Genomic DNA, 23,307 nt, shown 5'->3' with positions numbered 1-23,307 from the left:
CCGCATGTCAGGGCGTCACGGTCATCTTGCTGGAGGCGATCTCGACACCGTCCGAAAGCACCACGAACGACACCTCCAGCCCGTCGCCCGGCGACAGGGACAGATCGACCCGCGCCATGGACGAAACCTCGCCCGCCCGGAGTTCGGCACTGCCGCCCTGTTTCGATGTCACGGTCCCCGAGGCCCCCGACCTGTCGACCGTAAGGCGCCCGCCATAACGACCCGGCGCCAGCGCGACCACCTGCCCGACAATGGTCACGGCGCCCGCGCCCGGCTCCACGGCGATCGCGGCCAGGGCCATGGCATCCCGGGCGGCGGCCGGCTGGCCCATCAGGCCCAGCCCGAACAGGGCTGCAATGAGCGGAAGAATGCGGTGCATGTCACTGGGCGAAGGATTGCTGGGTGATCACCACGGTCGCGCCATTGGTGACGATGCTCGGCGCTGCCGCATTGGTGATGCCGTTGCCGATCTGGGTGAAGCTCACATCGGAACCCGCCGTCCCCTGAACCACGAGACCCAGATCGTTGTCGTCGCCGATCTGGACGCCGACCCCGGAAATGCCGCTGCCGATCACCGCGAGCGCGGCCGTGTTGCCGCTCCCCTGCTGGGCGAGACCGCCCAGGGATCCGGTTCCGTCGATATTGACGTCGGCGCTGTTACCGTTGCCGTTTTGCAGCGCGAAGGCCGTGTTGGACCCGCCGCCCTGAAGGAACTCGGTTGCGAGCGCCGGCTCGACGTCCATGTCCATTGAACGCGCGGCCGCCTGCGAACCGCCGCTATTGACCGCGATGGTCGCCTCGTTCGCCCCGCCGTTCGGACGTCCGACCTGCTGGAGCACGATGCGGTTGCCGGTGCCGTCGTCATCCACCCTTGCCGTGTTGTCCGAGCCGATCTGCAACGCGTCCGGCGAGCGGAAGGGGGACAGGTCGAGCCTGGAGGGCAAGGCCAGCGCCGGGCCGGTGAGAGCGCTGCCTTCGGGCGAGGTCGAGAGCCCCGAACGGGGCGAGCCCAGTCCGCCGACGGTGCTTTCGGCGGCGTCGGATTGATCCACGAACAGCGTGTTGCGCTCGCCCTCCTGCAGGATCCGAAGCTCGTTCTGCTGCGCCGAAGCCGCGCCAGCGAGAAGCGGGGACAGCGCGAGGAAACCCGCGGCGCATAGCTTTCCGACACCGGACATGGCGTTTCGACTCCTTGGTTGGCGTGTGGAATACTACTACCACGAACTCTGCGTGATGGATACGGAATTCGCGCTGCCGGACTGGAATATTCCCGCCATGTTGGCGCTTCCCGTCTGGCTCACCATCATCTGGTTTCCCGTTCCCTGGATGGCGGCGGACAGCTGGTTGCCCGAGCCGGACTGGGCGAAGGCGAAGAGATTGCCCGAGCCCGCGACGTCGACATTCATCATATTGCCCCGTCCCGCCTGGCTCAACTGCCCGAAGGTCAGGCCGGAGATCAGCGGGGGGGCCGAAAGCGCGGACGCGCCGCCGTTCAAATCGCCGGTTACGCGAACGGTCATCCGGTTCGCGTCCCCCGGTCCGTCCGCATGCTGCTGGACGATGTCCAGCCTGTTGGACGAACCCTCGATCGCCAGGGTCAGCTGGTTGGACGACAGATCGCCCCGGTCGATCGTGAGGAGGTTTTCGTTGGCGAGCACGGGGGCGGAAAGAAGAAGAACGGTGGTGGCGGCAAGAAGGCAACGCATTTTGGGGCTCCTGATCCTGTGAACTGGATCGAGAATGCCCGCCACCGATTGACCGCGCTTTGTCTTATTGTCTCAAATTGTCCGTATCCCTCGCACGCTGCGATCGAATGGGACTGAGGGTTAAGGAGCGATGACGGCCCGGGTCTGCATCACCGCCGTCATGTTCGCCATGCCCAGCTGGGTCACGGATGCGGCGTAGCCGTCGCCCATTTGGTCGATGGCGGCCTGGTTGTCGCTGCCGACGATCGTCAGATCCGCCTGGTTGCCGGCGCCGAGCTGCACCAGCCCGAACCGGTTCCGATCCCCGGTGAGGGTGGCCATGAGATCGTTGCCGCTGCCGCTCTGCAGAAGGCCGGACGGCAGGAAGACGGTGCGCGAAACCCCTGCCGTGCGAACCGCGCCCCCGGCGACCCGCGAGCCCATGTCGTTGTCGTTGCCGAAAACGGTCACCGCCGCGCTGTTGGTCGTCCCGTCCTGGGAAAGGGCCACGGTGTTGCCGTCGCCGTCCGTGCGAAGCGAGGCGAGATTGCCGAGCCGCGCATCGCTGGTGCCGGCGGCACGCCCGCCGAAGCGGGCCTGCGAGGTCTGCACCACGTCGATGATGTTCCCCTCACCGTCCTGGAAGCTGCGAAGCTCGTTGTCGTCGCCGCTCATCACGGACGTCAGGAAATTGGCGTCGCCGGTTTGCACCAGGGAGAACATGTTGCCGTTCGAGCCCCCGCCGGCAAGGTCCGAACCGATGGTGAGTACGAGCAGGTTGTCGTCGCCGGTCTGCTCGATCGCCGCGGCATAGCCGGCCAGCGTCGAGCCCTGGGCGCTCATGGCGCGGTATCCGCCGATCGTCTCGCCGCCATTGTCGTTGCCCACGATCGTGACGCGCGCGATGTTGCCGCCGCCGGCGCCGACGGAAAATCCGGTCTGGCGAACCTGGTCCACGAAGTTGCGCTCGCCGCTGACCGAAACATCGGCCTGGTTGCCGTCGCCGATCTGGTTGACGATGCCGAGCGTGTTGGAAAGACCGCTGAGCACCAGCGACATGCTGTTGACGGTGCCGTCCTGTCGGGCCAGCCGCACGGCGTTGCCGCGAACGCTCTGGCTGAGGAAGAGATCGTTCGACGCACCGCGCTGGCGAACCTGCCAGACGGTCTGCGACGTGCCGACCTGCTCGACGCGCAGCACGTTGCGGCCAGCCGCGTCCGCCTGCGCGACGAAATCCTGCGAAAGCTCGTAGATTTCGTGAAAGGCGGGGCCGGTGGACACGCCGAGCGTGCTGTCGGACGGGTCGTAGGCGCCGCCGATCTGGACCACGCTCGCGGTGTTGCCGCCCTGGGCGGAAACCGCGCCTGCCGTGGTCTGCGAGATCGCGCCGATCAGGCTTCCCCCGCCGGCCTGGCGGGCCGAACGCTGTTCGATCGTCAGGCTGTTGGCGGTGCCGAGCTGGTTGAGCCCCGCGGCCACGCCGTCGGTGCCGGTCAGGAAGCCGGGCCGATTCACCAGATTGAGCGGCCCGATACGGTTTCCATCGCCGACCTGCTCGATGGTGATCGTGTTGCCGGACCCGATCTGGTTCAGGCGCCGGTCGTCCGAATTGGCGCCCACCACGTTCAGCGATCCGGTCTGCTCGATCTTCACCGTGTTGGCTTCACCGATCTGGCCCAGGAACACTTCGTTGGATTGGGCGAGCACGGGCGTGCCGAACGCGACCAGAAAGACGGCGGTCCATGAAGCGCGATACGGCATGTGAGCCCCCATCGGGATTGAAAACGGAAAGAACCGGCCGGGCTCGCGCCCGGCCGGCATTCATGGGAAGCGTGTTACTGCTGGACGACGCCGAGGTTGTTGCCCGAGCCGTTCTGCGTGAACACGACCGTGTTGCTGTTGCTCAACTGAGCGATCGTGGCCTGGTTTCCACCGATCCCGGAGATGGTGCCGGTGATCGAGTTGTCGTTGCCGTTCTGGAGCGTCGCGAAGCTGTTGTTGTTGCTGTTCTGCACCGAGATCAGCAAGTCGTTGTTGCTGCCCGACTGCACCAGGCTGCCGCGACGGAAGCCGCTGACGCCAGCGGGAAGCTCGGCGCGGGCGATATCGCGAACGTCGGCCGCGAAACCGGTGAAGGCCGGCGAGAAGCCATTGGCGTTGTTGCCGTCGCCATTGATCGACACGTTCATCGTATTGCGGGAACCGTCCTGGTAGGTGCTCAGCAGGTTGTTGTCGCCGTTGAGCGTCAGTCTCGCGATGTCGTCGGCGCCGAACTGGGTGGAATTCACCTCGTTCTCGTCGCCGTCGATCGAAACCGTCAGGTCGTTGTCGCTACCGCCCTGGAAGGAGTCGACGGCGTTGAGGTCGCCAGTGATCGTCAGGCCGAACGAGTCCGACGTGCCGACCTGGACAGACTGAGCCGAGTTCAGATCGCCCGTGATGCTGATGGCGACGTCGTTGTCGTCGCCCCCGACGATACCGGTGACGCTGTTGGCGTCGCCGATCTGCTCGAAGCCGAACTGATTGCCGTTTCCGAAGACGCTGTAGGACAGCACGTTGTCGGTGCCGACCTGACGATAGCTGCCGGCCGCATTTTCACCGTTCTCCGGCGACAGGGCCACCGATGCAGCCGCACCGCTGAAACCACCGGCCGTACCGTTGTTGTCGCCCGTGAAATCCATGAAGACTTCGTTGATACCGGCGCCGGTGTTGTTCTGGCGGCCGCTGCGAATGACGTTCCCGGTGCCCTGCTGGGCGATATCGGAGACGTTGGCGCCGGTGCCCGTGCCGACCTAGGTCAGAGAGCCGATCCTGTTGGCGGCGCCCGTGGCGGTGGCGGTCTGCGAGAGGACGAGCGCGTTGACGCCCGCGGTGCCGACCTGCTCGATGTCGTTGATCAGGTTGGTCCGGCCGTTATTGGCGGCGACCCCGGTCTGATTGACGAGCAGCGTGTTGTTGGTGGCGTCGGCGGAACCGGTCTGGCTCTGGCGAACGTTGGTGACCGCGCTGCCCTTGGAGGTCTGCGCCACGTCGAGCGTGTTGGGCGCATCGGCACCCGCCGTGCCGCTGGCGGACTGGAGCACGTTGGTGACGACGTTGTTCCCCTGGACCGAACCGTCGTTCGCACCCTGCTGGACGATGGCCTCGTTGTTGTTGCCGCGCTGGACGAAGCCGCCGGCGAAGCCTTCGAAGGTTTCGGCGTTCACAGGGCTGTTGCCGCCGACACTGTTCTTCGCCACGTCGGACGAGGAAAGCTGCTCGATCACCAGAACGTTGTCGCTGCCATCCTGAAGCACCGCGCGGCCGGCGGTGCCGACGGCGTTGCCTGCGCCGCGCGAGGTCAGCTGCTCCTGCGAGACCAGGGCGGAGTTGCCGTTGCCATCCTGGGTCGTGTTCGAGAAGTTGATCGCCTGGGCGCTCGCGGCGCCGCCCATCAGCGTCAGCGCGGTCGCGGCGAGAAGAGAGGTCTTGAAGATGTTCATTGTGGTTTTCCCCTGTTGGTAAGCTCACACTCGACCATCCGGCACGAGCGGCCCATTCGTTATCCGTGCCGGGCGCTCCCCGGCTTTGGCTGCACCCTTCCGGGGGCTGCCGGCAGGCCTTGCTGTCTTGCAGCGGGCGATCGTCAACCGACGGAACCGAGGGTGCGAGACGGTCTCTCGGCACCCGCAGCGCTGCCGCTATGGTTGCAATCTCCCATGTCTTCAGCGAGGCATGCCGGGCCCGGTCGGAACCGTCGATGCACCGCCGAGGCGCACGCTATGAAGCAAGGATCCCCCGCCCCGGACGGGTATGGCCGATGGTGTGTCTACGCCCGACCCGTCTTAAGGGTTCTTTTACTACCTAAGCTAACGAATCGTCAATCATTTCCGGTTGTTTATCGGATGGGATCATCACATATTGTTAATTGGACAATTTGAGCGAATTGCCTCTTATCCGCCCCGCAGGCGTTCGAGCCTGTAGCAACAACAGGTTGCGCCATTCCGCGGTCGTTCCCACCGGCATGATGATGCCGGCATTGAGCGCGGACGATCGGTTTCGCCACCGGACGGCTGGTCGATCCGGCGGCGGGTGCCGCGACCGGCGCTCTTGCTCCATGACGATGGAAACGCCCGACCCCGTCCGCGAGGATCCGAGTCCCGGCCGGCCGGCGGAATGACGGGCCGAACCACCCCCGGCGTCTCCGGCCGGTGACCAAGGTAGCAAGCGGGACGCAGCGGACTTGTCTCAAACCAAAAAGGGGCGCCTCTTGCGAAGCGCCCCTTCTTAAGTTTCCTGTTAAGTTTCCTGCTCAGGCAGGGCCGCTCGGCCCCGGGAGCCGCGGCCGCACTCCGCTTTTCAGAGACTGGCGCTCTGCGCCACCCGAACGTCCGGGGAGGCGTCGCCGCCCTGGCCGAGCACCGGCTCGTCAGGCTGGGGCGCGGGCGGCAGTTGCGGCGGCTGGCTCTGCTGGCGAACGGCCGGCGCGGCCTCGGACGGCACGAAGCCCACACCGGGAACCTGGCGAACGGCACCGCCGGTGCGCGTCGCCCCCGAGGCCTGCGCCGGCTGCGGCGCGGGCTGCTTGATGCGGCGCTGCGTCACCTGCACGGGGCGCGGCCGCCCCGGCACCGTCGCGGCGATCCGGGCCGCATCGGTGGTCCGGGGAGACGGCGGGTTCTGCGCGGCCAGCGTATAGCGATCGCCGAACTTCTCATTGCGGTAGGCTTGGATATAGGCCTGTCCGGCGGCTTTGTCGGCGAACTGCCACAGATCGAGTTCGGCCCCCTCGATGATCAGCGCCTCCACGGCCTTCTCGATGGCCGACTGCACCGCGATCTGCTTGGGTTCGTTGTAGGTCGTTCCGGTTTCCGCTTCCAGAAGCTCGTCGAGACGCACGAAGCGGAAGGCGCCGCCCTGCAGCGCGTAGGAGGCGACGGCCTTGCGGCTGGTCACGCTGGTTAGGACCTCGCCGGTCTTGGTCGACACCGCGCGAAGCGTCACCGTCACCACGTCCTGCACGTAGCGGGTGTCGGCGCCGATCGCCAGGAACCGCGCGCCGATTCCGCCCGTCACGATATTGGTGTCGTAACCGATGATGCCGCCCTCGATGATGATGCCGGCATGAAGCAGCGGTGGCAGCACGCGCGCGTCGATGTCTGTCTCGCCATTGTAGATGCGGCGCATTTCGGTGAGGATCTGGCGCTCCCGAAGAAGGTTCTCCAGCTCCTTGCGCTCCAGGACGGTGAACCAGCGACGCTCGCCCGCATCCTGGAGCGATTTGATCAGGATCGCCGCGCCGCCCTGGGTGACGGCCCGCGAAAGCGACTGGACATTGTCGCGCTCCTTGAACTGGCCGGTCAGGTCCTCGATGTCGTAGACCGCAACGACGGTGCGCTCGCGCGGCGGCGGCAGCCGGCGCAAGGCGTCGTTGGGTCCGTTCACCGGCGCCACCACCGGCAGCGCGTCGATCCGCGAGCCGGCCGTCACGCAGCCCGAAAGCGCCAACAGGCTGGCGCCGAGGACAAGGAAGGGCAAGCGAGTCTTGCCCGCACGCACATGCAGTTTCATGAAGATCCCCTTCGGGCGCGATCCCCCCGGATCGCGCTCCGCCCCACAATAACGACGCTTTTCGGCGTCGGTCCCCGTCAGCGGCCGCTGGTCAGAAGTTGCGGCACCACGATGTCCGTGACCGTCCCGTCGGTCGCATTGACGATGCTCAGCCGGATCTCGCCCAGCCCGCGCGAGAAGGTCACGGTCGTATCGCCGAAGCGCACGGTCCCGTTGTCCTGCGGCTGGTCGCCGAAGATCGCCTCCGTCACCTGCCCCGCGAGGGCGGACAGAAGGCGACCTTGAAGCTGGCGCACGAACAGATCGGCGTCGGAGGTGCCGCCGCCGGCTCCTGCTCCGGCTCCCGTGCCCACGGACCCGAGCGAACTCGTCACCGCGTCGCTCGCCGTCGCCTGGCGCTGCGCGTTGGCCGTCCCCAGGAGATGGGCCGAGTTCAGGGGATTGCCGCCGAACGAAGGATTGATCGGCTGATAGACGAGGTCGCCGGCCTGAACCGACGACGGCCAAAGGAGCATCAACGCGGCCAGGTAGGAGTTTCGCCAAAGTCGCATGTTTAGAACCCCTGCTGGAAGTTGATCCGTCCTATATCGTGCGGGGGTAGGGCGGGCAAGGCGTCACGTTCCCCGACGTCGTCTTTGGTCACGATGTGGTGAAATCGCACCACATTGCGCCCGGGGCGATGTGCAACGCCCGACATTCTAACGTTCGGATCAGGGGAACGAGACCGGCATAGGCCGTCAAGATCTGGCTCATGGCGTGTCGGAGCAAGGCCATCGCCAGCCCGCTTCCGGTCCCAAGCTTGAGCCGTTCGACCAAACCGCAGAAACCGTCACGCCAGCGCGGCTACACCCCGTCACGGGACACGACCGATCCGGCTAAAATCGAGGATTTGGGCGACTGAAAGCGCGGGACGGATGGTGGGCGCGACAGGGATTGAACCTGTGACCCCCTCGGTGTGAACGTCGAGGTCTCTGGCAAGAACCCAGCATTTCCAGTGCTCTCCGTTGATGTCCGTTGGCGATGTTCAGGTTTTATTCGGGGCAAAAGCGAGAATAGATGAGCAGGCTGCTCAGATTGCCCGCTTTGCCGGTTTGCGCATTTTCGCCCCGGCGACGCCGGTTTGGAAATCGCTGTGGTGGTGAAGATAGGTCCGCTGCATTTCCTGAATGGTCACGCCAGCGAACCCTGAAACTTCGTTCGGATCCACGCCCGCCTGAACAAGCCAGGTGATCCCGGTATGACGGAGGCTGTGAGGCTTCACGTCGAGGTCAAGGCCGGCGTCTTCGCGCGCACGGCGGAAGGCCTTGCTCACACGCTTCAGAGCTTCGCCTCCAATGGCGCAGACGTGCGTCGCGCCGGCGCTGTCCATCCGGCGCCAGCGGCGAAGGTGGGCCATCAGGCGGTCGGGAATGCGAGCCGGTGGGCGGCGCTTGTTCGTCTCGGCTACGCCCGCGCCCCGGCGGTACATCACGCCCGCTTCCAGATCGAACCAGCCCGAAACCGTGTTGGGGTGCCACTGCATCCCTGTGATCGCCTCGTGCCGGGTGGCCGTGTAAAGGCCGATCAGAACGAAGCGAGCAAGGTGCCGGCGCCGAGCCCGCACCGACGCGCCGATCGCCGTCTTGGATTCCTTCGGACGCAAACAGGCCCACAGCAAGCGGGCGGCCTCAGATCGCGTCAGCCAGCGATGGCGAGGACGGCTCTTGTCCGGCAGCGTGATGACCGGCTCGTACTCCATGCCGATCTCGCCCTTGTAGTATTTTACCGCTGCGCGCAGGATCTCCAGATCGCGACGGGCGCCGGACTGCGTTCCACGCTCCGCGGTAAAGGCCCGACAGTTCGCCCCGACAATCTCGGCCGCAGTCATTTCTCCCCAGAAGTCCTCCAGCCGCCCTATCGCCGCCAGGGTCTCCTTCGGTCGCGCCGTTGCGGGCGCACGGTCCGTCGCATAAATCATCAGGATGTCGCCGACGAGAAGTTCAGAACTTTTGCCGGCTTGTCTTTTTGGCTCATGTTTTTGGCCGAGGTACTCGGCAAGCTTTCCTTCAGCGCGCGCAATTTCGCTCTGCGGGCATCCCGTTCGGACGAACCGCTGGCCGTCGCGGATGACCCACGAGCGGCGGGTCGCTCCGTCGGACATCGAGTCTTCTCGGAGGACGAGGCGGGGAGGGAGTTTTGGACGCGGCATTTTTCGATCATGTCCTCTATGTCTGCCGGCGTCACGAACTCTCGACCGGCGACCTTGATTGTTCGCAGGTTTCCACGGTCGCGTTCGGTGCGAAGCGATGACGGGGGCAGAGCTCCATTGAGGAGGATTGCGCAGGCGTCCGCAAGCGATAATAGATCGTCGGGCCGCAGTTCGTCGCGACCGCGTAATGACCGGCTACCCATCACGGCGCTCCTTATGTTTCCGATCTTCGGGCGCAGGCCGATGAACAGGGCAACCCTTCGTTATCCAGAAGCGCGGCCCGCCCTTCGTCGGCACGCCCGCGCCGTGGTGGTTGTCGATCACCGGGCAGGTGCAGCCGGCGAGGATCGCGGCTTCCGATCCGGGGTTTGGCGTCTGCGCATCACAGGGCATGGCGGGGCTCCTCCGGGAACGTGAACAGGTATGGCTCCATCCAGCCATAAGGCGTCGGATCGCATCCGCTGGATACGCGTGCGCAACGGATTTGGTTCGGCCACGTCAACGCGATGAAGGTCACGCCGAGCGGGTTCAACGGCGGGATCGCCCGCTGCATCATCAGCCCTGCGAAAAGGCCGGCTCCCGCGTACATCGAAAGGGCCACCGTTCCGATCGTTCTAACAATCTTTCCCGATTTACTCGGCATCTGTCTTGCCTCCGGAGATTGCGGTGGGCTTAGGCGGGTGATCTACAAGCCGACTCAAGAACGCCGTCGCCGCTTCCACCCATTCCTCTTCACGATCAATGACTTCTTGAGCGTCTGAGGCGTATTTTCGGACCTCGGCAACCGTCATCGATCGGAAGTCACCGCGAAACCGCCGAATAGCGGCGTTCTCGCGCACGGGGGTGTAAGGCCTCTCCGTCTCCACCGCCCTTGCGATAGCGTCGTCTGCCTCGCGGAGACGGCGGGCGGCTTCCTTGAGCGCATCAAGAACCACGGTGTCATCGTCGTGTTTCGGGCGGCACGGTATCGAGAACCGAGGTCTCTTTTCGCTTTCAAGCCGCTCGCCATCGCGCCGGAACGCGCCGGCAATCAACCGCTGGACTGCGGACGAGATTTCGCCCCCAAGGGCGTCAGCCAGTTCGGCGTTCGTCATATCCCTCATCGTCCAGCATCCTTCCCGGCGTCGGCTCCTGCGAGCTTCTCGGTGAAGCGTTCTGTCGCGCGCTGGACGGCGGCCTCAATCATGCCTACGCTTGTTCCGGGCTTGGCATTGAAGCCTTTGGTCATCACCAGCATCGCAGCCAAGAGGGTGCTTTCGACAACCACCATCATTTCAGCTTCGGTTTTAACCTGACTGGCGACATCCATGACGAACTTGCGGGCAAGCTCGTTGTGTAGTTCAGCGCTGTCCGGCATGGTCGGCTCCTTTGGTGAGGGCTGCGCGGGCGCGGGCGCGGGCTAGTTTGCGTGACCGATGCCCGTATTTTTTGTTTGATTGCCGCTGACAAACTCGACACGCTCTTCGACCATTTCGGAGAATTGTATTCTCTTCAGTGTATGGGTGCCCTCGAAGGCATTCGGTCTTCTTCTGGCCTGGGAGACGGCGCTTGTTCGCGGCATCCGATAGGTTTTCGGAATTGCTCCCCGCCCAAAGATGATTTGGATTAACGCAGTTTGGGTTGTCACATGAGTGGCACGCGAACAAACTGCTCTGAAGGTCAAATCCAGTATGTATCGATAGCGAAATTCGTGGCGCAGTGTGGTTTCGCCCTTTCCAACTAAGGGTGCCGCGCCCATCTTTTCTGAACTTTGAGCCTTTCCATGGCCAACATTCGTTGTGACCACGCTTGTCCACATTTCTGTTAAATGCTTCGACAAATTCTTGGTCGTCAATCATTGCTCGATCTCAGCCCGCAGGTCGGCTTCGGACTGGACGGGCGGGGTGGTGTCGTCAGGGTCAACGACGGCGTTCCAGCAATCCGACGAGCATGTCCACCGTCCATCGGACAGTTCACACCCAAAATCGTCGCCACCTTCCGACTTCTCTCGGGTGTCCACGATGCGCCCGCAGTGGCAGCAATTCGCAGTGCCCGCCTCTGTCTCTCCCCCGTCTGTGATGCAGGGAGCGGCGTTGCTCTTTTGGTCAGCCCTCTCGCAAATGTCGCATATTGTTGACGGGTCGCGCCGCTGATGCGCGCACGGCGATATCGCGGAGCAACAGCCGGGAGCTATTGCCACCCGCACGCCATCGCGGGCCTGTTCTTCGGTCTTCATCGGACGGTCCTCACTTTGAGCATATCGTCAAGCGAATGAATGGAAGCCTCGCGGGCATCGTGGTGGACACCGAGGCGCTGTCCGATCTCGCAATGGAGACGCAAGAGGTCCTCGTCCTGGTCGGGGCTCGGGGTCGGGCACATCGATGCGAGCTCGCGGGCGCGCTTGACCAGCAGCATGGAGAGGCTTGCGATCGACGACGCGGCGTTCGTGTGGGTTCCCGTCATGACGATGCCTCGTCGTCCTGCACCGGTGGCATCATGCCCCGCACTTCGTCGAATGCGGCTCGACACTTTGCTTCGGACGCAAACGCATCGAATAGCTTCGTCTCCATCCCGTCTGTCATCTTCCCCGACGGGGTTCCGGTGACTGAAAAATCGACGAAGACGCCGTTCACTTCGAAGCAGCGGTGAACGATCAGATCGTCGCCATCCGGCTCGGTGTAAGCGACCACTTGCGTTCCATCGATGTCATAGATTGCTGCCTTCATCGTCCTGCCTCCGCGCTTGCAGCCCGATACGAACTGCCGAGATTGGTTTCCTGGTTGATAGTGTCTTGGCGGGCGAAATTCGCCTCGGCATTCGCGAGCGCGGCCCACACGAAGCCGAGCAGGCCCCAGATGATCGAGCCGAGGATCACGCCGTTGACGACGCCGCGAGCGGGGGCGAGGGGGTTGGTGTTCATGTCCGGCCCTCCGCTTTGGCAATGGCTTCAGAAATCACTTTCCACTCGGGCGCATGATCCATGATTGCCCACTGCATCATGCCGCGATGGACCATCTTCAGAGCAGCGAGCATGTCAGGAGCGGCGGCGATCAGGTTCGCGTCTTCGGGTTTGCCGACGAGCGCTATGGCCGATTTAAGCTTGCCAGATGCCGGGTGGATTTCCGCATAATCAGGCGTGTCATGCCGCGCCCATGGGCCTGTAGTAGGACCGTTCATGCTGCCCCGCCTTCCGGCTTTACCGGCTGTGAGAGGGCGGAACGGATGCCATCGGCAAAACGATTGTGAGCGTAGGCAAATCGCTGCATTTTCAGCCAGTCACGGCTGCACTTGCATCCGCCGTTGGTGTGCATGCCGACTGGCTTGACAATAATGCACCCGCCGTCTCCACATCCGCCGATAAAGCGCAGCTCTTCGTCAAGCTCATTCTCTAGCGCTACAAGGCGGGGGTCTTCGGCGCGGGTGTTCCATGCTTTGGCTGAAGACCCGTTTTTGAAAAATGCGACTTCAACCTCGCATCCTTCGCATTCGATCTCATCGCTGAAACCGCTGAAATGCGCTTCGCCGCCGCAGAACGAGCATGGCTCCAAGTCGGGGATTAGCGCGCTCATGCTGCCCTCGCTTCGATGCGAGTCTGATGCGCCGCGTCTGCGCGGTCGGCGGCGGGCGTGCGCTGATGCCGGCCCTTATCGACGTTGTGCTGTTCGATATCGCCGAGGATGAGAGCGAGATCGGTCAGCACTTCCTGCGCCGGACAGTCGCCAGCGTCGTGCGCGAGCTCGTACTCGATGTCCTTCTCGTACAGGCGATCGCAGATCTTGTTCAGCCGGACCGCGATACGCATGGCCTCGGATCGCATCTGCGAAACGGTCATGTCGTGAATATCGGAATTGATGGAGGCCATGTCGGGTATCCTCTCGGGTGATAATGGGTGGATGCGAGGAGTGAAGCGAGGATCAGGCGGCTTCTTCGATCGCCCGCGGCGCGGTGCGGACGACGTAGTAGGGCTCGCCCTCGCGCTCGAACCCGGCGACGACGTCCTTGCCGACCCGCTTCTCAAGGCCCTTGCGATCAAGCGACTTGCGGGACTGGAGGGCGACGGTCGCGATGAACTCGTCACCGCCGACGGCGTCACGCTCGCCGGCCATTTCGATGATCTTCGCTTTGAGCGACTTCTCGCGCTCGGCCAGCGCGGCCATCTTGGCCTTCACGTCGACGAGTTCATCGACTGGGTGGCGGTTGGTCTGTGTCATTGGTCTGGTCTCCATCGGGCGGGGATGTGTTTGGCTACAACCAATCTATTGCCATATGGCAAATCATCTGTCAAACAGTTTTTGCCGTATGGCAAATAAACAATGGAGAGACAGATATGGAATTGGCTTTGCCCACACCGGCCGCGCCGGTGGTGTTCGTCAAAAATGGATCGACGTTTGCAAACAGCCGTGATGTCGCGAAGACATTCGAGAAGCAGCATAGCCACGTATTGAGAGCCTATGACCGCCTGGAATGTTCGGCCGAATTCAACCGGTCCAATTATGGACTGGTCGATTATCGCGACGAAAAAGGCGAGCTGCGGCGTTCGATCGACATGACCCGAGACGGGTTCGTCTTCATCGTCTTTGGCTTCACCGGCAGTCGGGCTGCGAAGTTCAAGGAAGACTACATCGCCGAGTTCAACCGCATGGAGGCCGAGCTGCGCGAAGGGGCGAAGCCGGCCCTATCGGTCAACCAGCAACTGCGCATCGTCGCCGAAGCCAGAAAGACGCTGGGCGTCGAGGCCGCCGCACGGGTTTGGGCCGATGTCGGCCTACCGATGCCGGCCAGTGAGGAGCGGTTCGCGCCCGATGCCGACGTTGCCGATGACGACAAAGACGCCGCGCGCGTCTACGCCGCGATAGCCCGCACCGGATCGGCGACCTATCGCGAGGTCTACCGTCGGTGCAAGCCGCTAGATGCGCACCGCTTGCGGATAGTCCTTGACGAACTTCAACAGGCTGGCCGGATCGTCTGCGAAACGAAGGGCCGAGGCGCTGGATGGCCGTTGCGGACTTATCACCCGGTGAAGCCCAACGGCAAACGGATTGCCGCGCCGAACGAAGCCGATCGGATTGACCAGATGATCTTCAAGGCGACTAGGGTCAGTGGCGGCGCGTCCAAGACGGCGATCTATCGGGTGGCCCGCCAGCGGGGGTGGTCGAACGAGACGCTTATGGACCGGATCAACAGCCTTGTGCGTGATGGCCTGTTGCGCGTCTCATACTTCCATCACGGGCCGTCTGGCGGTCGCCCGCTTACGATCTACCACGCCTCGGCGCAGTGAGGGTCACGACATGCTTTCCAACGAAACGGCCTTGGTCTTCGTGACGTTGTGCGCGACCTTCACGTCATGCATGTGCGTCTTCAGCGTTTTCTTGAGCGCCAGAGAGGCGAAGCTTTGGCGGCGGGATATCAGTGAGATGCTGACGGCGCTCGACAAGTTGCGCCGGGACCAGTCGGGCGACGACCAGTCGGTTGACAGATCCTCGCGATAGGTCCGGCTCTCCCCCGGCGGTATCTGCTCTTTCACGTCGAAGGACTGCGGGGGCGAGCCGATGGTTTCGACGTCGAACCGCTCGATGTAAAGCGCGCCGGTCGTCTTGTTCGTCACGGTCAGGTGCAGTTCGGCAATTAGAGGCGAGTCCAGATCGGGCTCGCCTTTGTCGTCTGGATCGTATTGGTCCCGCTCGCGCGCCATGGGTTGACGCCATTCGACGGTCGCGGAAGCGATGACTTGGTTTACCCATTGCATGACGACGAAATAGGCCCCTACGCACGATGCGACAGCGGCGATCGTACTCGCAAAGTCGGCAAGCGTCATCGGGTCATATGTCCGTCACGACTTTCCGAACCCTTCCGACGACATACACATCATCCACATCGGCAGGGATCGCCAAGTGGTCGAGGTTTGTCGAATAGGGCCTCAGCATGGGGCGCGGCTCCCGCCTCCATTGCTTGAACGTCGCCGATCCATCCTCCAAGGCGAAAACGTAAAACCGATCGCTGACGAGCGTTTCGTCTGCCCGGTTCACGATGATGACCGAGCCTTCCGGTGCAATCCGGTTCATGGAATCGCCCATCACCTCAAGCGCGATCCAATCGCCTCGGCCGAGATTGGCTACCGGGACGTGGCGCTCGATTTTTGAAGGCATGACGCCGTCGGCTTTCGTCATGGTCCCGGCGCTGATCCACGTCACGAGCGGGACGAGGGTAGGGGTGGGTTCGCCTACTAGGGCTCCAACGGAAACCTTGAGCCTGCCAGCGATCCGTTGAAGCTCGTCTATTCTAGCAACGCGCTCGTCGCGTTCAATGCGGGAAAGCTGCGAAACTGAAATTTCCGCATCGCCGGCCAAAGCTTCCAGTGTGAGGTGTGCCGCCTCACGAAAATCACGGATTAAAAGTGCGCCCATCTGGCAAGTTTGATCGGTGAGGTGAAAATTCTCCATAGCCAGTTGGCAAATCCCGCTTGACTTAACTTGCCATATGGCAAATAACTGCGTGCATGACACTCGAACAATTCCTCACTCGCGAGAACAAGACGACAGCCGCTTTCGCGGCTGAGGTCGGAGTTCCGGCGTCCACAATCACTCGGATCATTCGGCGTGAGCGAACGCCGCGCATAGAGACGATCCGGAAGATTGTTGATGCGACCGGGGGGATTGTGACCATCAACTCGTTCTTCGATCGAGAGGCCGCAGCATGATCGTCGCGCTTTGTCTATTCGCCGCCTGCATCTGCATCGTGTTCACCATCATCGGCATCCGCGACGAGGACGATCCGTCGTTCTTCGACGACGACCGCGACTGGTATTGAGCCGTGTTCGTTTTTTCATTTCCTCAACAGCGTCAGAGCGGCCCGGCTTTCGCCGTCCGCCCTTCGCTTTCTGATTTCGTTGACGATCGTTTCCGCGATCTCTCCGATGTGTTTCGGCCCGTCGCACCCGTTCATGGTGGGCCTCTTGCTGATGGCATCCGTGCTGTTTCTCTCCGTGTTCGCCGCCTTCTCCATGTCGATCAATCTGACACGGAGAAGAGTGCATGTCCGACATCAGAAGTGTCGTGCGCGACACCAAGCGTGCCGAGGGCAAAATGAGCGATGCGGTCGCCTTTGAAGCCCGGAACATGCTCGAGGAGCTGATGAAGCGCGAGCATCGCGGACCCGCCGACACATGGACGGCGGCGCGCGATCGGAAGGCCAGAAAAATCGGTCTCGAACCGAGCTACGCGAAGCGGCTGTGGCAGCGATGGGAGACCATGACGGACGTTTCCGGTGCAGCCTACCGCGCTATCCGGAATGCCTACGAACTCGAATGCGCCCGGATGGACGCGATTGCCGACCATTACGATGCGGCGACGAAGGAGCTTTTGCATGAGGTTGATCTGGAAAGCGGCCCGCGCGGCAACGAAGGCGGCCGTCTACTGGATCGTCCGGATGTTCCGTCGTCCGCGGCGCCGGTACGCCGAGCGGGACGATAAGGAGCAATGCCCGTGATCGTCGACACGAACAATTCCGAGTTGCCTGCGGTGGTGCGCAGGCCAACCACCGGGGGAGGCGCCTCCCAATCCTCCCCGTTTCCCCCGGTGTCCTTCATCATCCCGACCCCGCCGAGCGTGAACAAGCTGTTCCGCAACGTGAAAGGCAGGGGCAGGGTCAAGACGAGCAAATATGACGACTGGAGGCGCGAAGCCGTCGCAGCCATTCGGCGTCAGAAGGTCGGGACGATGCCCGGCAACGTGATCATCAACATCGGCGTCGAACGCATGAGCGACAGCGCCGATCTGGACAACAGGATCAAGCCGGCCTTCGACGCGATCGTCACGGCCGGGACAATCACCGACGACAGCCGCGTTATCGCGTTCTCCGCTGCCTGGCTCCCGATGGCCGGCGCGAACTGTCACGTCGAAATTCGCACCGCTGCGCCAGGCGCGACGGATGCGACCCTCCACGTTGCCGCCAACGGTGCCAGCGCTTCGTGGATTTTGCCGGCGCCTTTTGAACAAGGAGACGACGATCATGGCGATTCAGCTGTCTGATCTTCGAACGATGCGAGCGGACAAGCCGCCCCGCATCCTCATTTACGGCAACGAGGGCGTCGGCAAGACGACGCTCGCGAGTGAATTCCCGAGCGCAGTCTTTCTTCAGTGCGAAGAGGGCACACCCGGAGAGGTCGAACTCAATTCGTTCGGCTTCCTGCCCGATTTCAACTCGGTCATCGAGGCCATGACGGCGCTCTACGACGGCGAGCACGACCACAAGACGCTTGTCGTCGACAGCGTGACGGCCCTTCAGGCGCACATCTTCGCTGAAGTCTGCCGTCGCGGCGACGAACACGGCAATCCCAAGGCCCGGATCGAGGACTTCGGATACGGCAAGGGCTACGCCAACGCCAAGCCGGTTCTGCGCGAGTTCCAGGACGGATGCGATGCGCTTCGGCGCGATCGCGGCATGTCGATCGTCCTCATCGCGCATTCGGTGGTGACGACGTTCAACGATCCCGAGACCCAGGCATACGATCGCTACGAGATCGACATGCACAAGCAGCTCAACGGCCAGCTTACCCGCGATCTGGATGCGATCCTGCTTCTCAAGAAGCCGGTGAACATGAAGGTCGAGGACGGCAAGGGCTTCAACCAGAAGCGCGCTCGAGCCGAGGGCTCGGCCTCGACGATCAAGATCCACGCCGTCGGCAAGCCGGCGTTCGTTGCGAAGAACCGCTACGGCATCCCGGCCGAGCTGATGTTCAATCGAGGCGAGGGCTTTGCGGCCCTGTCCCAATATCTACCGGCGCCGGCTGACGCCGACGCGAACGCCGAACCCATCAAGAACGCCGCATAAGGATCAACGACCATGGTCGACATTTCAGGCTTCAACGCCAACGATTACGAGCCAACCCAGGAATACGAAGCCCTGCCGGAAGGCAAATACCACGCCGAGATAGTTGCTTCAGAAGAGAAGGAAATCGGCAGCAATGGGGATAAGGGGACGAAGCTCACGTTCCAGTGGAAGATCCAGACGGGCGCCTGTGAAGGTCGGATCGTCTTCCAGGACATCCTCCACAATTACACGGTGCCAGGCGAGAAGGGCGACAAAACGCGCGAGATCGCTTCACGCAACCTGTCGGCCGTCTGCCATGCCGTGGGCCGGCTCGCGCCTGCGAACACCGAGGAACTGCACAACATCCCGTGCGAGATCTCGGTGGGCTTCCAGAAGCCGCAGATTGATCCGAACACCAGCAAGCCGAAGATCAACCCGAACACCGGCGAGCCGTACCCACTGCGCAACGAGGTCAAGGGCGTGAAGCCCTGGAACGGCCAGAGCGCCAGCGCGGCACCGCGTCAGCAATCAAAGCCTGCCGCGCAGTCCGCACCGCAGACAGCTTCGGCCCCTGCCGGCGGCGGATGGGCGCGGCGCGCCGGGTAGCATAGCGGCCGGGCGGGCATAGTCGCCAAACACACCCCCGCCCGGCACCCCAACGAACCCACGTCTTTCAACGTCGCTCGAAGGATAATCAGCGATGACAGAACAAGTGCGCCCTGAAAAGGGCCGGGGGCCAAGCTGATGGTCGCCCTCTCTCAAAACCTCACATCCCCAACCATCGCCGCGATCGATGCCGCCTTGGAGGATCGCCAGCGCCCGCGCCAGCAACGCCGCCTGTCAGGTTCGATGATCGGAAAGAAGTGCGAGCGCGAGATCTGGTTCCAGTTCCGCTGGTGCTACGAACCGGAACGCCACGCCGGGCGCATGCTGCGCCTGTTCGAGACCGGTCATCTGCGCGAGCCGCGCGCCATGCGCGAGCTTCAAAACGCCGGGATAAAGCTCTCCGACGTTGATCCCGAGACCGGCGATCAATGGACCTTCACCGAACTCGACGGCCATTTCGTCGTCAAGATCGACGGTCGCGGGACGGGTTTTGTCGAAAGGCCGAAGACCGAGCACATCATCGGCATAAAAACGCTGAACGACAAGAACTTCAAGGAATTGAAGAAGAACGGCATTTCGGTAGCGAAGCCCGAACACCTCGCCCAGGCGCAGAGCGAAATGCACTGTTCCGGCATCCATCGGTTCTTCTACTACGCCGTGAACAAGGACACCGACGAGCTATACGCCGGCTCCGACGTGCGCATTCGATACGACGAGACTGAAGCCATCCGGCTGATGGTCAAGGCAGAACGGGTGCTGAAGGCTATCCGCCCGCCCGAACCGATCTCGGATGACCGAAGCGCTCGCGCCTGCCGGTTCTGCAAGGCCAAGGCAGTCTGCGGAGGCGAGGTGTTCGCGCCCCGCTCTTGTCGGACCTGCCTGCACTCGACGCCCGCCATGGGCGGCGATGCGGAATGGCAGTGCGAAAAGCATGGCGCGATCCTGACGGTCGCGGACCAGGAAGCCGGCTGCGGCGAGCACCTGTTCATTCCCGAACTGGTCCCGGGCAAGCAAACCGACGTCTCGCCTGACGGCTCGTCCGTCACCTACGAAATGCCGGACGGCTCGCAGTGGGTCGATGGCATCGCGCAGGAGGCGGCGTGATGGCCGAAGAACAATTCCCTTTGGCTGTCCGATTTCCTGACGGGTCAAAAGCGCAAGCACGCTTTCCGAACACGCTCCGCGACCGCCTGAAAGAGGCCGCCGCCAGCAATCACCGCAGCATGAACAGCGAGATCGTGGCCCGTCTTCTGGCGAGCTTCGGTGAAACCATGAGCGAGCCGGAGACCCCGCCGATGACTGAAAATATACAAGCCGGACGAAAATACGATCAGATCATGCTTCGCGTGCCCGATGGAATGCGCGAAGCGATCAAAAAGCGTGCTGGCTCAAACGCTCGATCCGTCAATTCCGAGATCGTCGCAATCCTCGCGACCGCGCTGAACGGCGAAGACGACCGGCTGGCCCGGATCGAAGCCAAGCTCGACGCTCTTCTAAATGGAGGGCAGGCGTGATGTGCCGAGATCTATTCGAAGACGAACTCTTTCATCTGGTAGATCGTAATTTTTGCTCGGCTTTCTTGGCGCAACTGAAAGCGCCAACGGTAATCACACCAGACGACACCGACCGCCTCGCACGCCTGATCGTCGAGGGCGCAACAGACGACGCCCTTGATCTCCTGCGCCGCATCGCGCCGGACACCATCCACCCATCCACCGTCAAGCGCCTGACTGCCGATCGGCAGCAACAGCGGAGCCTTGTCTGATGTTCGATTTCACCATCCCAAGAGCCGACTTCCTGGCAGCCGTCGAGCGCGTCGAGAAGATCGCGCCACCGAAGGCGACCATCCCCGTCCTGTCGCATGTCCTGATCGACCTCGCCGAGGACGGCACGTTGCATGTCACGGCGACCGACCTTCAGCGGCGCGGCATCGCAACGTCGCGAGCCGAAACGCAGGAAGGGCACGGCGCGACGTGCGTCCTGTGCGCAAATCTCGCGACCACGCTCAAGCGCCAGATCGGCGACGTCGTCACCGTGTCGGTTGGCGAACGCGAGGCCGTGATCAAGTGCGGTCGATCCAAGGTCAAGATGCCGACCCTGCCGGCCCACGACTTCCCCGACATTCGCAAGGAAGCGGTCGGCGGATCGGCCATGCGGATGACCGGGCCGGAGCTTGATCGCATGATTTCGGCGTGCGCCTTCGCCATGTCGAAGGATCAAAGCAGGTTTCAGCTGCGCGGCGTGTTCTGGACGGCCGAGGGCGACAAGCTGACGGCGGTCGGTACGGACGGCAGCAAGCTTGCCACGATCTCCATGCCGATGCCTGAGGGGACGCACGACGTTCCGGCGTCTATCCTGCCCGACACGCTCGTTCTGGCGCTTGCACCCTTCACCAAGGCGCAGGTCGTCGACGTGACGATCGGCGATGGCTTCGCCGAGTTCGTTGCCGACGGGTTCTCTCTCACGTCCCGCCTCGTCGATGCCAGCTATCCCGATTTCCGCCGTGTGATCCCCGCCGAGGGATCGTTCAAGGTCCGAACGGATCGCGAAGCGCTGATCGCGTCCATCAGGCGCGTCGAGACGTTCGCCGGCGGCGGCGAGCGTGAGATCGCCTTGGTCTTCACGCCAGACAACCTTCGTCTCGTCGCGGCGTCCTCTTCAACTGGAGAGGCTGAAGACGAGATCGAGGTGGACGGCAATGCCAGCCTGACGATCGGCTTCAAGTCCGAGGTGCTGGTTTCGTCGCTCTCGAGCCTCGACTGCACCGAAATCGAGATCGCGCTCAACGACCAATCGGCTCCGGCGGTCCTGTTCGACCCGGAAGACGACAGCCGCTTGGTTGTCGTCATGCCCTACCGCCTGGGCTCGGCAACCATGCAGGCCGTCAACAGCGGCGCGGTCCAGATGAAGGAGGCCGCGTGATGGATTGGACGCCAGAAGCGACCGCCATGCTCGTCAGCCTTCATCGGGCAGGCACGCGCTACAGCGAGATCGCGAAAGCGATCACAGAGGCCGGGCACGGCGCCCGGACGAAGAACGCGATCTGCGGGAAGATCGATCGCATGATTGCCGCGGGCGAGATCAAGCGGGGCGAAGCGGCGGTGGAGCCGAGCGCCCCTGCAATCCGCATCGAGGACTACACGAGGTTCCTGCAGGCCAAGACCCACGAGGGCGCGAAACACGGCTTCGAACCGTTGTTCATGCCGAAAAGCGCCTTCGATTTTCAGGAGGCCATGATCGGCTATGCGGTCGAGAAAGGGCGGTCTGCGATCTTCGAGGACTGCGGGCTCGGAAAGACGATCCAGTTTCTCGCATGGGCGGAGAACGTCGTTCGTTTCACCAACCGACCGGTCCTGGTCCTGACGCCGCTCGCTGTGGCCGGCCAAACCATCCGTGAAGCCGAAAAGTTCGGCATCCAGGCGGCCCGGTCCTCCGATGGCTCGATCCCGGCAAAGATCGTCGTGACGAATTACGAGCGCCTCGGCGCTTTCAATCCGGCCGACTTCGCCGGCGTCGTGTGCGACGAAAGCTCGATCCTGAAAAGCTTCGACGGATCTCGCAAAGCCGAGATCACCGAGTTCATGCGCAAGGTGCCGTATCGGCTCCTCGCCACGGCCACGGCTGCACCCAACGACTACATCGAACTCGGAACGTCCTCAGAAGCCCTTGGATACACGGGCTACATGGACATGCTGAACCGGTTCTTCAAAAACGATCAGAACAACAGCGCGACACGACGAATGTACGGCGAGGCGACCAAATGGCGCTTCAAGGGCCATGCGGAACTGCCGTTCTGGCAGTGGGTCTGTTCGTGGTCGCGCGCAATGCGCAGGCCGTCTGATCTCGGTTTTGATGATGGGGCATTTCAGCTTCCGCCATTGATCGAAAACTCGCACCTGGTGGAAGCAAACAGCCTTCCGAATGGTCTTCTGTTCAGCCTTCCAGCCTCGACGCTTCCAGAGCAGCGGGACGAGAAGAAGCGCACGATCAAGGAGCGGTGCGAGCGTGCCGCGGCGCTTGTCGATCACGGAAAGCCGGCGATCGTCTGGTGCCAGTTCAACGAGGAGGCCGATCTACTCGAGGAAATCATCCCAGGCGCGAAACAGGTATCGGGATCGCAAAAGGACGAGGTGAAGGAAGCCCGGTTCATGGACTTCATCAACGGGGATATTCGCGTCCTTGTGACGAAGCCGAAGATCGGCGCGCTTGGGCTCAATTTCCAGCACTGCGCTCACGTCGTCTATTTCCCGTCGCACTCCTTCGAGCAGTATTATCAGGCCGTCCGCCGGTGCTGGCGCTTCGGTCAGAAGAACCCCGTCACCGTCGATGTCGTCATGACCGAAGGCGAGCGGAAGGTCATGGACAACCTGCGCCGCAAAGCGGACGCGGCCGAAGTGATGTTCGGCAACCTCATCTCCGAAATGAACAACGCCATGGCCGTCTCGACGGCGAAGGCATTCGATCGCGCAATGGAGGCGCCATCATGGTAAA

General features: G+C 62.9%; 33 protein-coding genes. 10 read left to right on the top strand and 23 right to left on the bottom strand.

All coding sequences use genetic code 11. The features are described 5' to 3' along the window. Positions 1 to 7 precede the first annotated feature (7 nt). From csgH to U0C82_RS03910, 20 genes are all read right to left on the bottom strand, one after another. On the bottom strand, positions 8 to 379 hold the full coding sequence (gene csgH / locus U0C82_RS04005) for a curli-like amyloid fiber formation chaperone CsgH (RefSeq protein ID WP_322185763.1): 372 nt from the start codon (positions 377 to 379) through the stop codon (positions 8 to 10). Position 380: 1 nt separating this feature from the next. Continuing rightward, positions 381 to 1,178 carry a hypothetical protein gene (locus U0C82_RS04000; protein WP_322185762.1) on the bottom strand — a complete coding sequence of 266 codons (798 nt, stop codon included), beginning with the start codon at positions 1,176 to 1,178 and terminating at the stop codon, positions 381 to 383. A 36-nt stretch (positions 1,179 to 1,214) separates the two neighbouring features. Then, positions 1,215 to 1,706 (bottom strand): hypothetical protein, encoded by a 492-nt coding sequence (locus U0C82_RS03995; protein ID WP_322185761.1) that lies wholly within the window; start codon positions 1,704 to 1,706, stop codon positions 1,215 to 1,217. 120 nt (positions 1,707 to 1,826) lie between these two features. Beyond that, a complete protein-coding gene (locus tag U0C82_RS03990) occupies positions 1,827 to 3,446 on the bottom strand; it encodes a hypothetical protein (RefSeq protein ID WP_322185760.1) in 1,620 nt (539 codons plus the stop codon). 74 nt (positions 3,447 to 3,520) lie between these two features. After that, on the bottom strand, positions 3,521 to 4,366 hold the full coding sequence (locus U0C82_RS03985) for a hypothetical protein (protein ID WP_322185759.1): 846 nt from the start codon (positions 4,364 to 4,366) through the stop codon (positions 3,521 to 3,523). A gap of 111 nt (positions 4,367 to 4,477) precedes the next feature. Beyond that, entirely contained in the window at positions 4,478 to 5,167 is a 690-nt protein-coding gene (locus U0C82_RS03980) for a hypothetical protein (RefSeq protein WP_322185758.1), read from the bottom strand. 856 nt (positions 5,168 to 6,023) lie between these two features. After that, on the bottom strand, positions 6,024 to 7,235 hold the full coding sequence (locus U0C82_RS03975; RefSeq protein WP_322185757.1) for a CsgG/HfaB family protein: 1,212 nt from the start codon (positions 7,233 to 7,235) through the stop codon (positions 6,024 to 6,026). A gap of 77 nt (positions 7,236 to 7,312) precedes the next feature. Next, positions 7,313 to 7,786, bottom strand: coding sequence for a curli assembly protein CsgF (locus U0C82_RS03970; protein ID WP_322185756.1), 474 nt, complete (start codon positions 7,784 to 7,786; stop codon positions 7,313 to 7,315). Between the two features lie 518 nt (positions 7,787 to 8,304). Beyond that, the gene (locus U0C82_RS03965) at positions 8,305 to 9,375 is read right to left on the bottom strand and encodes a site-specific integrase (protein WP_322185755.1); all 1,071 of its coding nucleotides are present in this window, start codon (positions 9,373 to 9,375) and stop codon (positions 8,305 to 8,307) included. A gap of 430 nt (positions 9,376 to 9,805) precedes the next feature. After that, positions 9,806 to 10,024 (bottom strand): hypothetical protein, encoded by a 219-nt coding sequence (locus tag U0C82_RS03960; protein ID WP_322185754.1) that lies wholly within the window; start codon positions 10,022 to 10,024, stop codon positions 9,806 to 9,808. A 31-nt stretch (positions 10,025 to 10,055) separates the two neighbouring features. Continuing rightward, positions 10,056 to 10,526 (bottom strand): hypothetical protein, encoded by a 471-nt coding sequence (locus U0C82_RS03955; protein WP_322185753.1) that lies wholly within the window; start codon positions 10,524 to 10,526, stop codon positions 10,056 to 10,058. Further along, positions 10,523 to 10,780: a hypothetical protein gene (locus U0C82_RS03950; RefSeq protein WP_322185752.1), complete on the bottom strand. Its 258-nt coding sequence runs from the start codon at positions 10,778 to 10,780 to the stop codon at positions 10,523 to 10,525. The genes U0C82_RS03955 and U0C82_RS03950 overlap by 4 nt, the downstream gene beginning before the upstream one ends. A 42-nt stretch (positions 10,781 to 10,822) precedes the next feature. After that, on the bottom strand, positions 10,823 to 11,257 hold the full coding sequence (locus U0C82_RS03945) for a hypothetical protein (protein WP_322185751.1): 435 nt from the start codon (positions 11,255 to 11,257) through the stop codon (positions 10,823 to 10,825). A 377-nt stretch (positions 11,258 to 11,634) separates the two neighbouring features. Further along, positions 11,635 to 11,865 (bottom strand): hypothetical protein, encoded by a 231-nt coding sequence (locus U0C82_RS03940; protein WP_322185750.1) that lies wholly within the window; start codon positions 11,863 to 11,865, stop codon positions 11,635 to 11,637. Continuing rightward, positions 11,862 to 12,128, bottom strand: coding sequence for a hypothetical protein (locus U0C82_RS03935; protein ID WP_322185749.1), 267 nt, complete (start codon positions 12,126 to 12,128; stop codon positions 11,862 to 11,864). The genes U0C82_RS03940 and U0C82_RS03935 overlap by 4 nt, the downstream gene beginning before the upstream one ends. Next, a complete protein-coding gene (locus U0C82_RS03930) occupies positions 12,125 to 12,322 on the bottom strand; it encodes a hypothetical protein (protein ID WP_322185748.1) in 198 nt (65 codons plus the stop codon). The genes U0C82_RS03935 and U0C82_RS03930 overlap by 4 nt, the downstream gene beginning before the upstream one ends. Beyond that, positions 12,319 to 12,579 carry a hypothetical protein gene (locus U0C82_RS03925; RefSeq protein WP_322185747.1) on the bottom strand — a complete coding sequence of 87 codons (261 nt, stop codon included), beginning with the start codon at positions 12,577 to 12,579 and terminating at the stop codon, positions 12,319 to 12,321. Before U0C82_RS03925 ends, U0C82_RS03930 begins: the two co-directional genes overlap by 4 nt. After that, on the bottom strand, positions 12,576 to 12,971 hold the full coding sequence (locus U0C82_RS03920) for a hypothetical protein (RefSeq protein WP_322185746.1): 396 nt from the start codon (positions 12,969 to 12,971) through the stop codon (positions 12,576 to 12,578). Before U0C82_RS03920 ends, U0C82_RS03925 begins: the two co-directional genes overlap by 4 nt. Beyond that, complete coding sequence (locus U0C82_RS03915; protein ID WP_322185745.1) at positions 12,968 to 13,264, bottom strand: hypothetical protein; 297 nt, start codon at positions 13,262 to 13,264, stop codon at positions 12,968 to 12,970. Before U0C82_RS03915 ends, U0C82_RS03920 begins: the two co-directional genes overlap by 4 nt. A 52-nt stretch (positions 13,265 to 13,316) precedes the next feature. Beyond that, positions 13,317 to 13,613 carry a hypothetical protein gene (locus U0C82_RS03910; protein WP_322185744.1) on the bottom strand — a complete coding sequence of 99 codons (297 nt, stop codon included), beginning with the start codon at positions 13,611 to 13,613 and terminating at the stop codon, positions 13,317 to 13,319. A 116-nt stretch (positions 13,614 to 13,729) separates the two neighbouring features. Between U0C82_RS03910 and U0C82_RS03905 the strand changes: the two genes are divergently transcribed. After that, positions 13,730 to 14,680: a Rha family transcriptional regulator gene (locus U0C82_RS03905; protein WP_322185743.1), complete on the top strand. Its 951-nt coding sequence runs from the start codon at positions 13,730 to 13,732 to the stop codon at positions 14,678 to 14,680. A gap of 3 nt (positions 14,681 to 14,683) precedes the next feature. Here U0C82_RS03905 and U0C82_RS03900 read toward each other — a convergent pair whose 3' ends face one another. Next, complete coding sequence (locus tag U0C82_RS03900; RefSeq protein WP_322185742.1) at positions 14,684 to 15,217, bottom strand: hypothetical protein; 534 nt, start codon at positions 15,215 to 15,217, stop codon at positions 14,684 to 14,686. 4 nt (positions 15,218 to 15,221) lie between these two features. Further along, the gene (locus U0C82_RS03895; protein WP_322185741.1) at positions 15,222 to 15,842 is read right to left on the bottom strand and encodes a LexA family protein; all 621 of its coding nucleotides are present in this window, start codon (positions 15,840 to 15,842) and stop codon (positions 15,222 to 15,224) included. Between the two features lie 56 nt (positions 15,843 to 15,898). Here U0C82_RS03895 and U0C82_RS18925 point away from each other — a divergent pair, with 56 nt between their 5' ends. The 7 genes from U0C82_RS18925 (at position 15,899) to U0C82_RS03865 (ending at position 20,330) form a co-directional block, all read left to right on the top strand. Continuing rightward, on the top strand, positions 15,899 to 16,099 hold the full coding sequence (locus U0C82_RS18925; RefSeq protein WP_416186609.1) for a helix-turn-helix transcriptional regulator: 201 nt from the start codon (positions 15,899 to 15,901) through the stop codon (positions 16,097 to 16,099). A gap of 334 nt (positions 16,100 to 16,433) precedes the next feature. After that, a complete protein-coding gene (locus U0C82_RS03890) occupies positions 16,434 to 16,871 on the top strand; it encodes a hypothetical protein (protein ID WP_322185740.1) in 438 nt (145 codons plus the stop codon). A gap of 12 nt (positions 16,872 to 16,883) precedes the next feature. Further along, positions 16,884 to 17,429, top strand: coding sequence for a RusA family crossover junction endodeoxyribonuclease (locus U0C82_RS03885; protein ID WP_322185739.1), 546 nt, complete (start codon positions 16,884 to 16,886; stop codon positions 17,427 to 17,429). Continuing rightward, a complete protein-coding gene (locus U0C82_RS03880) occupies positions 17,410 to 18,231 on the top strand; it encodes an ATP-binding protein (RefSeq protein ID WP_322185738.1) in 822 nt (273 codons plus the stop codon). Before U0C82_RS03885 ends, U0C82_RS03880 begins: the two co-directional genes overlap by 20 nt. A 12-nt stretch (positions 18,232 to 18,243) precedes the next feature. Continuing rightward, the gene (locus U0C82_RS03875; protein ID WP_322185737.1) at positions 18,244 to 18,816 is read left to right on the top strand and encodes a DUF669 domain-containing protein; all 573 of its coding nucleotides are present in this window, start codon (positions 18,244 to 18,246) and stop codon (positions 18,814 to 18,816) included. Between the two features lie 138 nt (positions 18,817 to 18,954). Further along, on the top strand, positions 18,955 to 19,920 hold the full coding sequence (locus tag U0C82_RS03870; protein WP_322185736.1) for a hypothetical protein: 966 nt from the start codon (positions 18,955 to 18,957) through the stop codon (positions 19,918 to 19,920). Further along, positions 19,920 to 20,330, top strand: coding sequence for an Arc family DNA-binding protein (locus U0C82_RS03865; protein ID WP_322185735.1), 411 nt, complete (start codon positions 19,920 to 19,922; stop codon positions 20,328 to 20,330). The genes U0C82_RS03870 and U0C82_RS03865 overlap by 1 nt, the downstream gene beginning before the upstream one ends. Before the next feature lie 11 nt (positions 20,331 to 20,341). On the opposite strand, the gene U0C82_RS03860 is transcribed toward U0C82_RS03865, so the two are convergent. Next, the gene (locus U0C82_RS03860) at positions 20,342 to 20,563 is read right to left on the bottom strand and encodes a hypothetical protein (protein ID WP_322185734.1); all 222 of its coding nucleotides are present in this window, start codon (positions 20,561 to 20,563) and stop codon (positions 20,342 to 20,344) included. 17 nt (positions 20,564 to 20,580) lie between these two features. On the opposite strand from U0C82_RS03860, the gene dnaN reads away from it, so the two are divergent. Further along, the gene (gene dnaN / locus U0C82_RS03855; protein WP_322185733.1) at positions 20,581 to 21,738 is read left to right on the top strand and encodes a DNA polymerase III subunit beta; all 1,158 of its coding nucleotides are present in this window, start codon (positions 20,581 to 20,583) and stop codon (positions 21,736 to 21,738) included. Continuing rightward, positions 21,738 to 23,306: a helicase-related protein gene (locus U0C82_RS03850; RefSeq protein WP_322185732.1), complete on the top strand. Its 1,569-nt coding sequence runs from the start codon at positions 21,738 to 21,740 to the stop codon at positions 23,304 to 23,306. Before dnaN ends, U0C82_RS03850 begins: the two co-directional genes overlap by 1 nt. Position 23,307: the final 1 nt, after the last annotated feature.

It is taken from the genome of Fulvimarina uroteuthidis (assembly GCF_034321785.1).
GTDB lineage: Bacteria > Pseudomonadota > Alphaproteobacteria > Rhizobiales > Rhizobiaceae > Fulvimarina > Fulvimarina uroteuthidis.
This window is presented reverse-complemented; position numbering and strand designations above follow the sequence as displayed.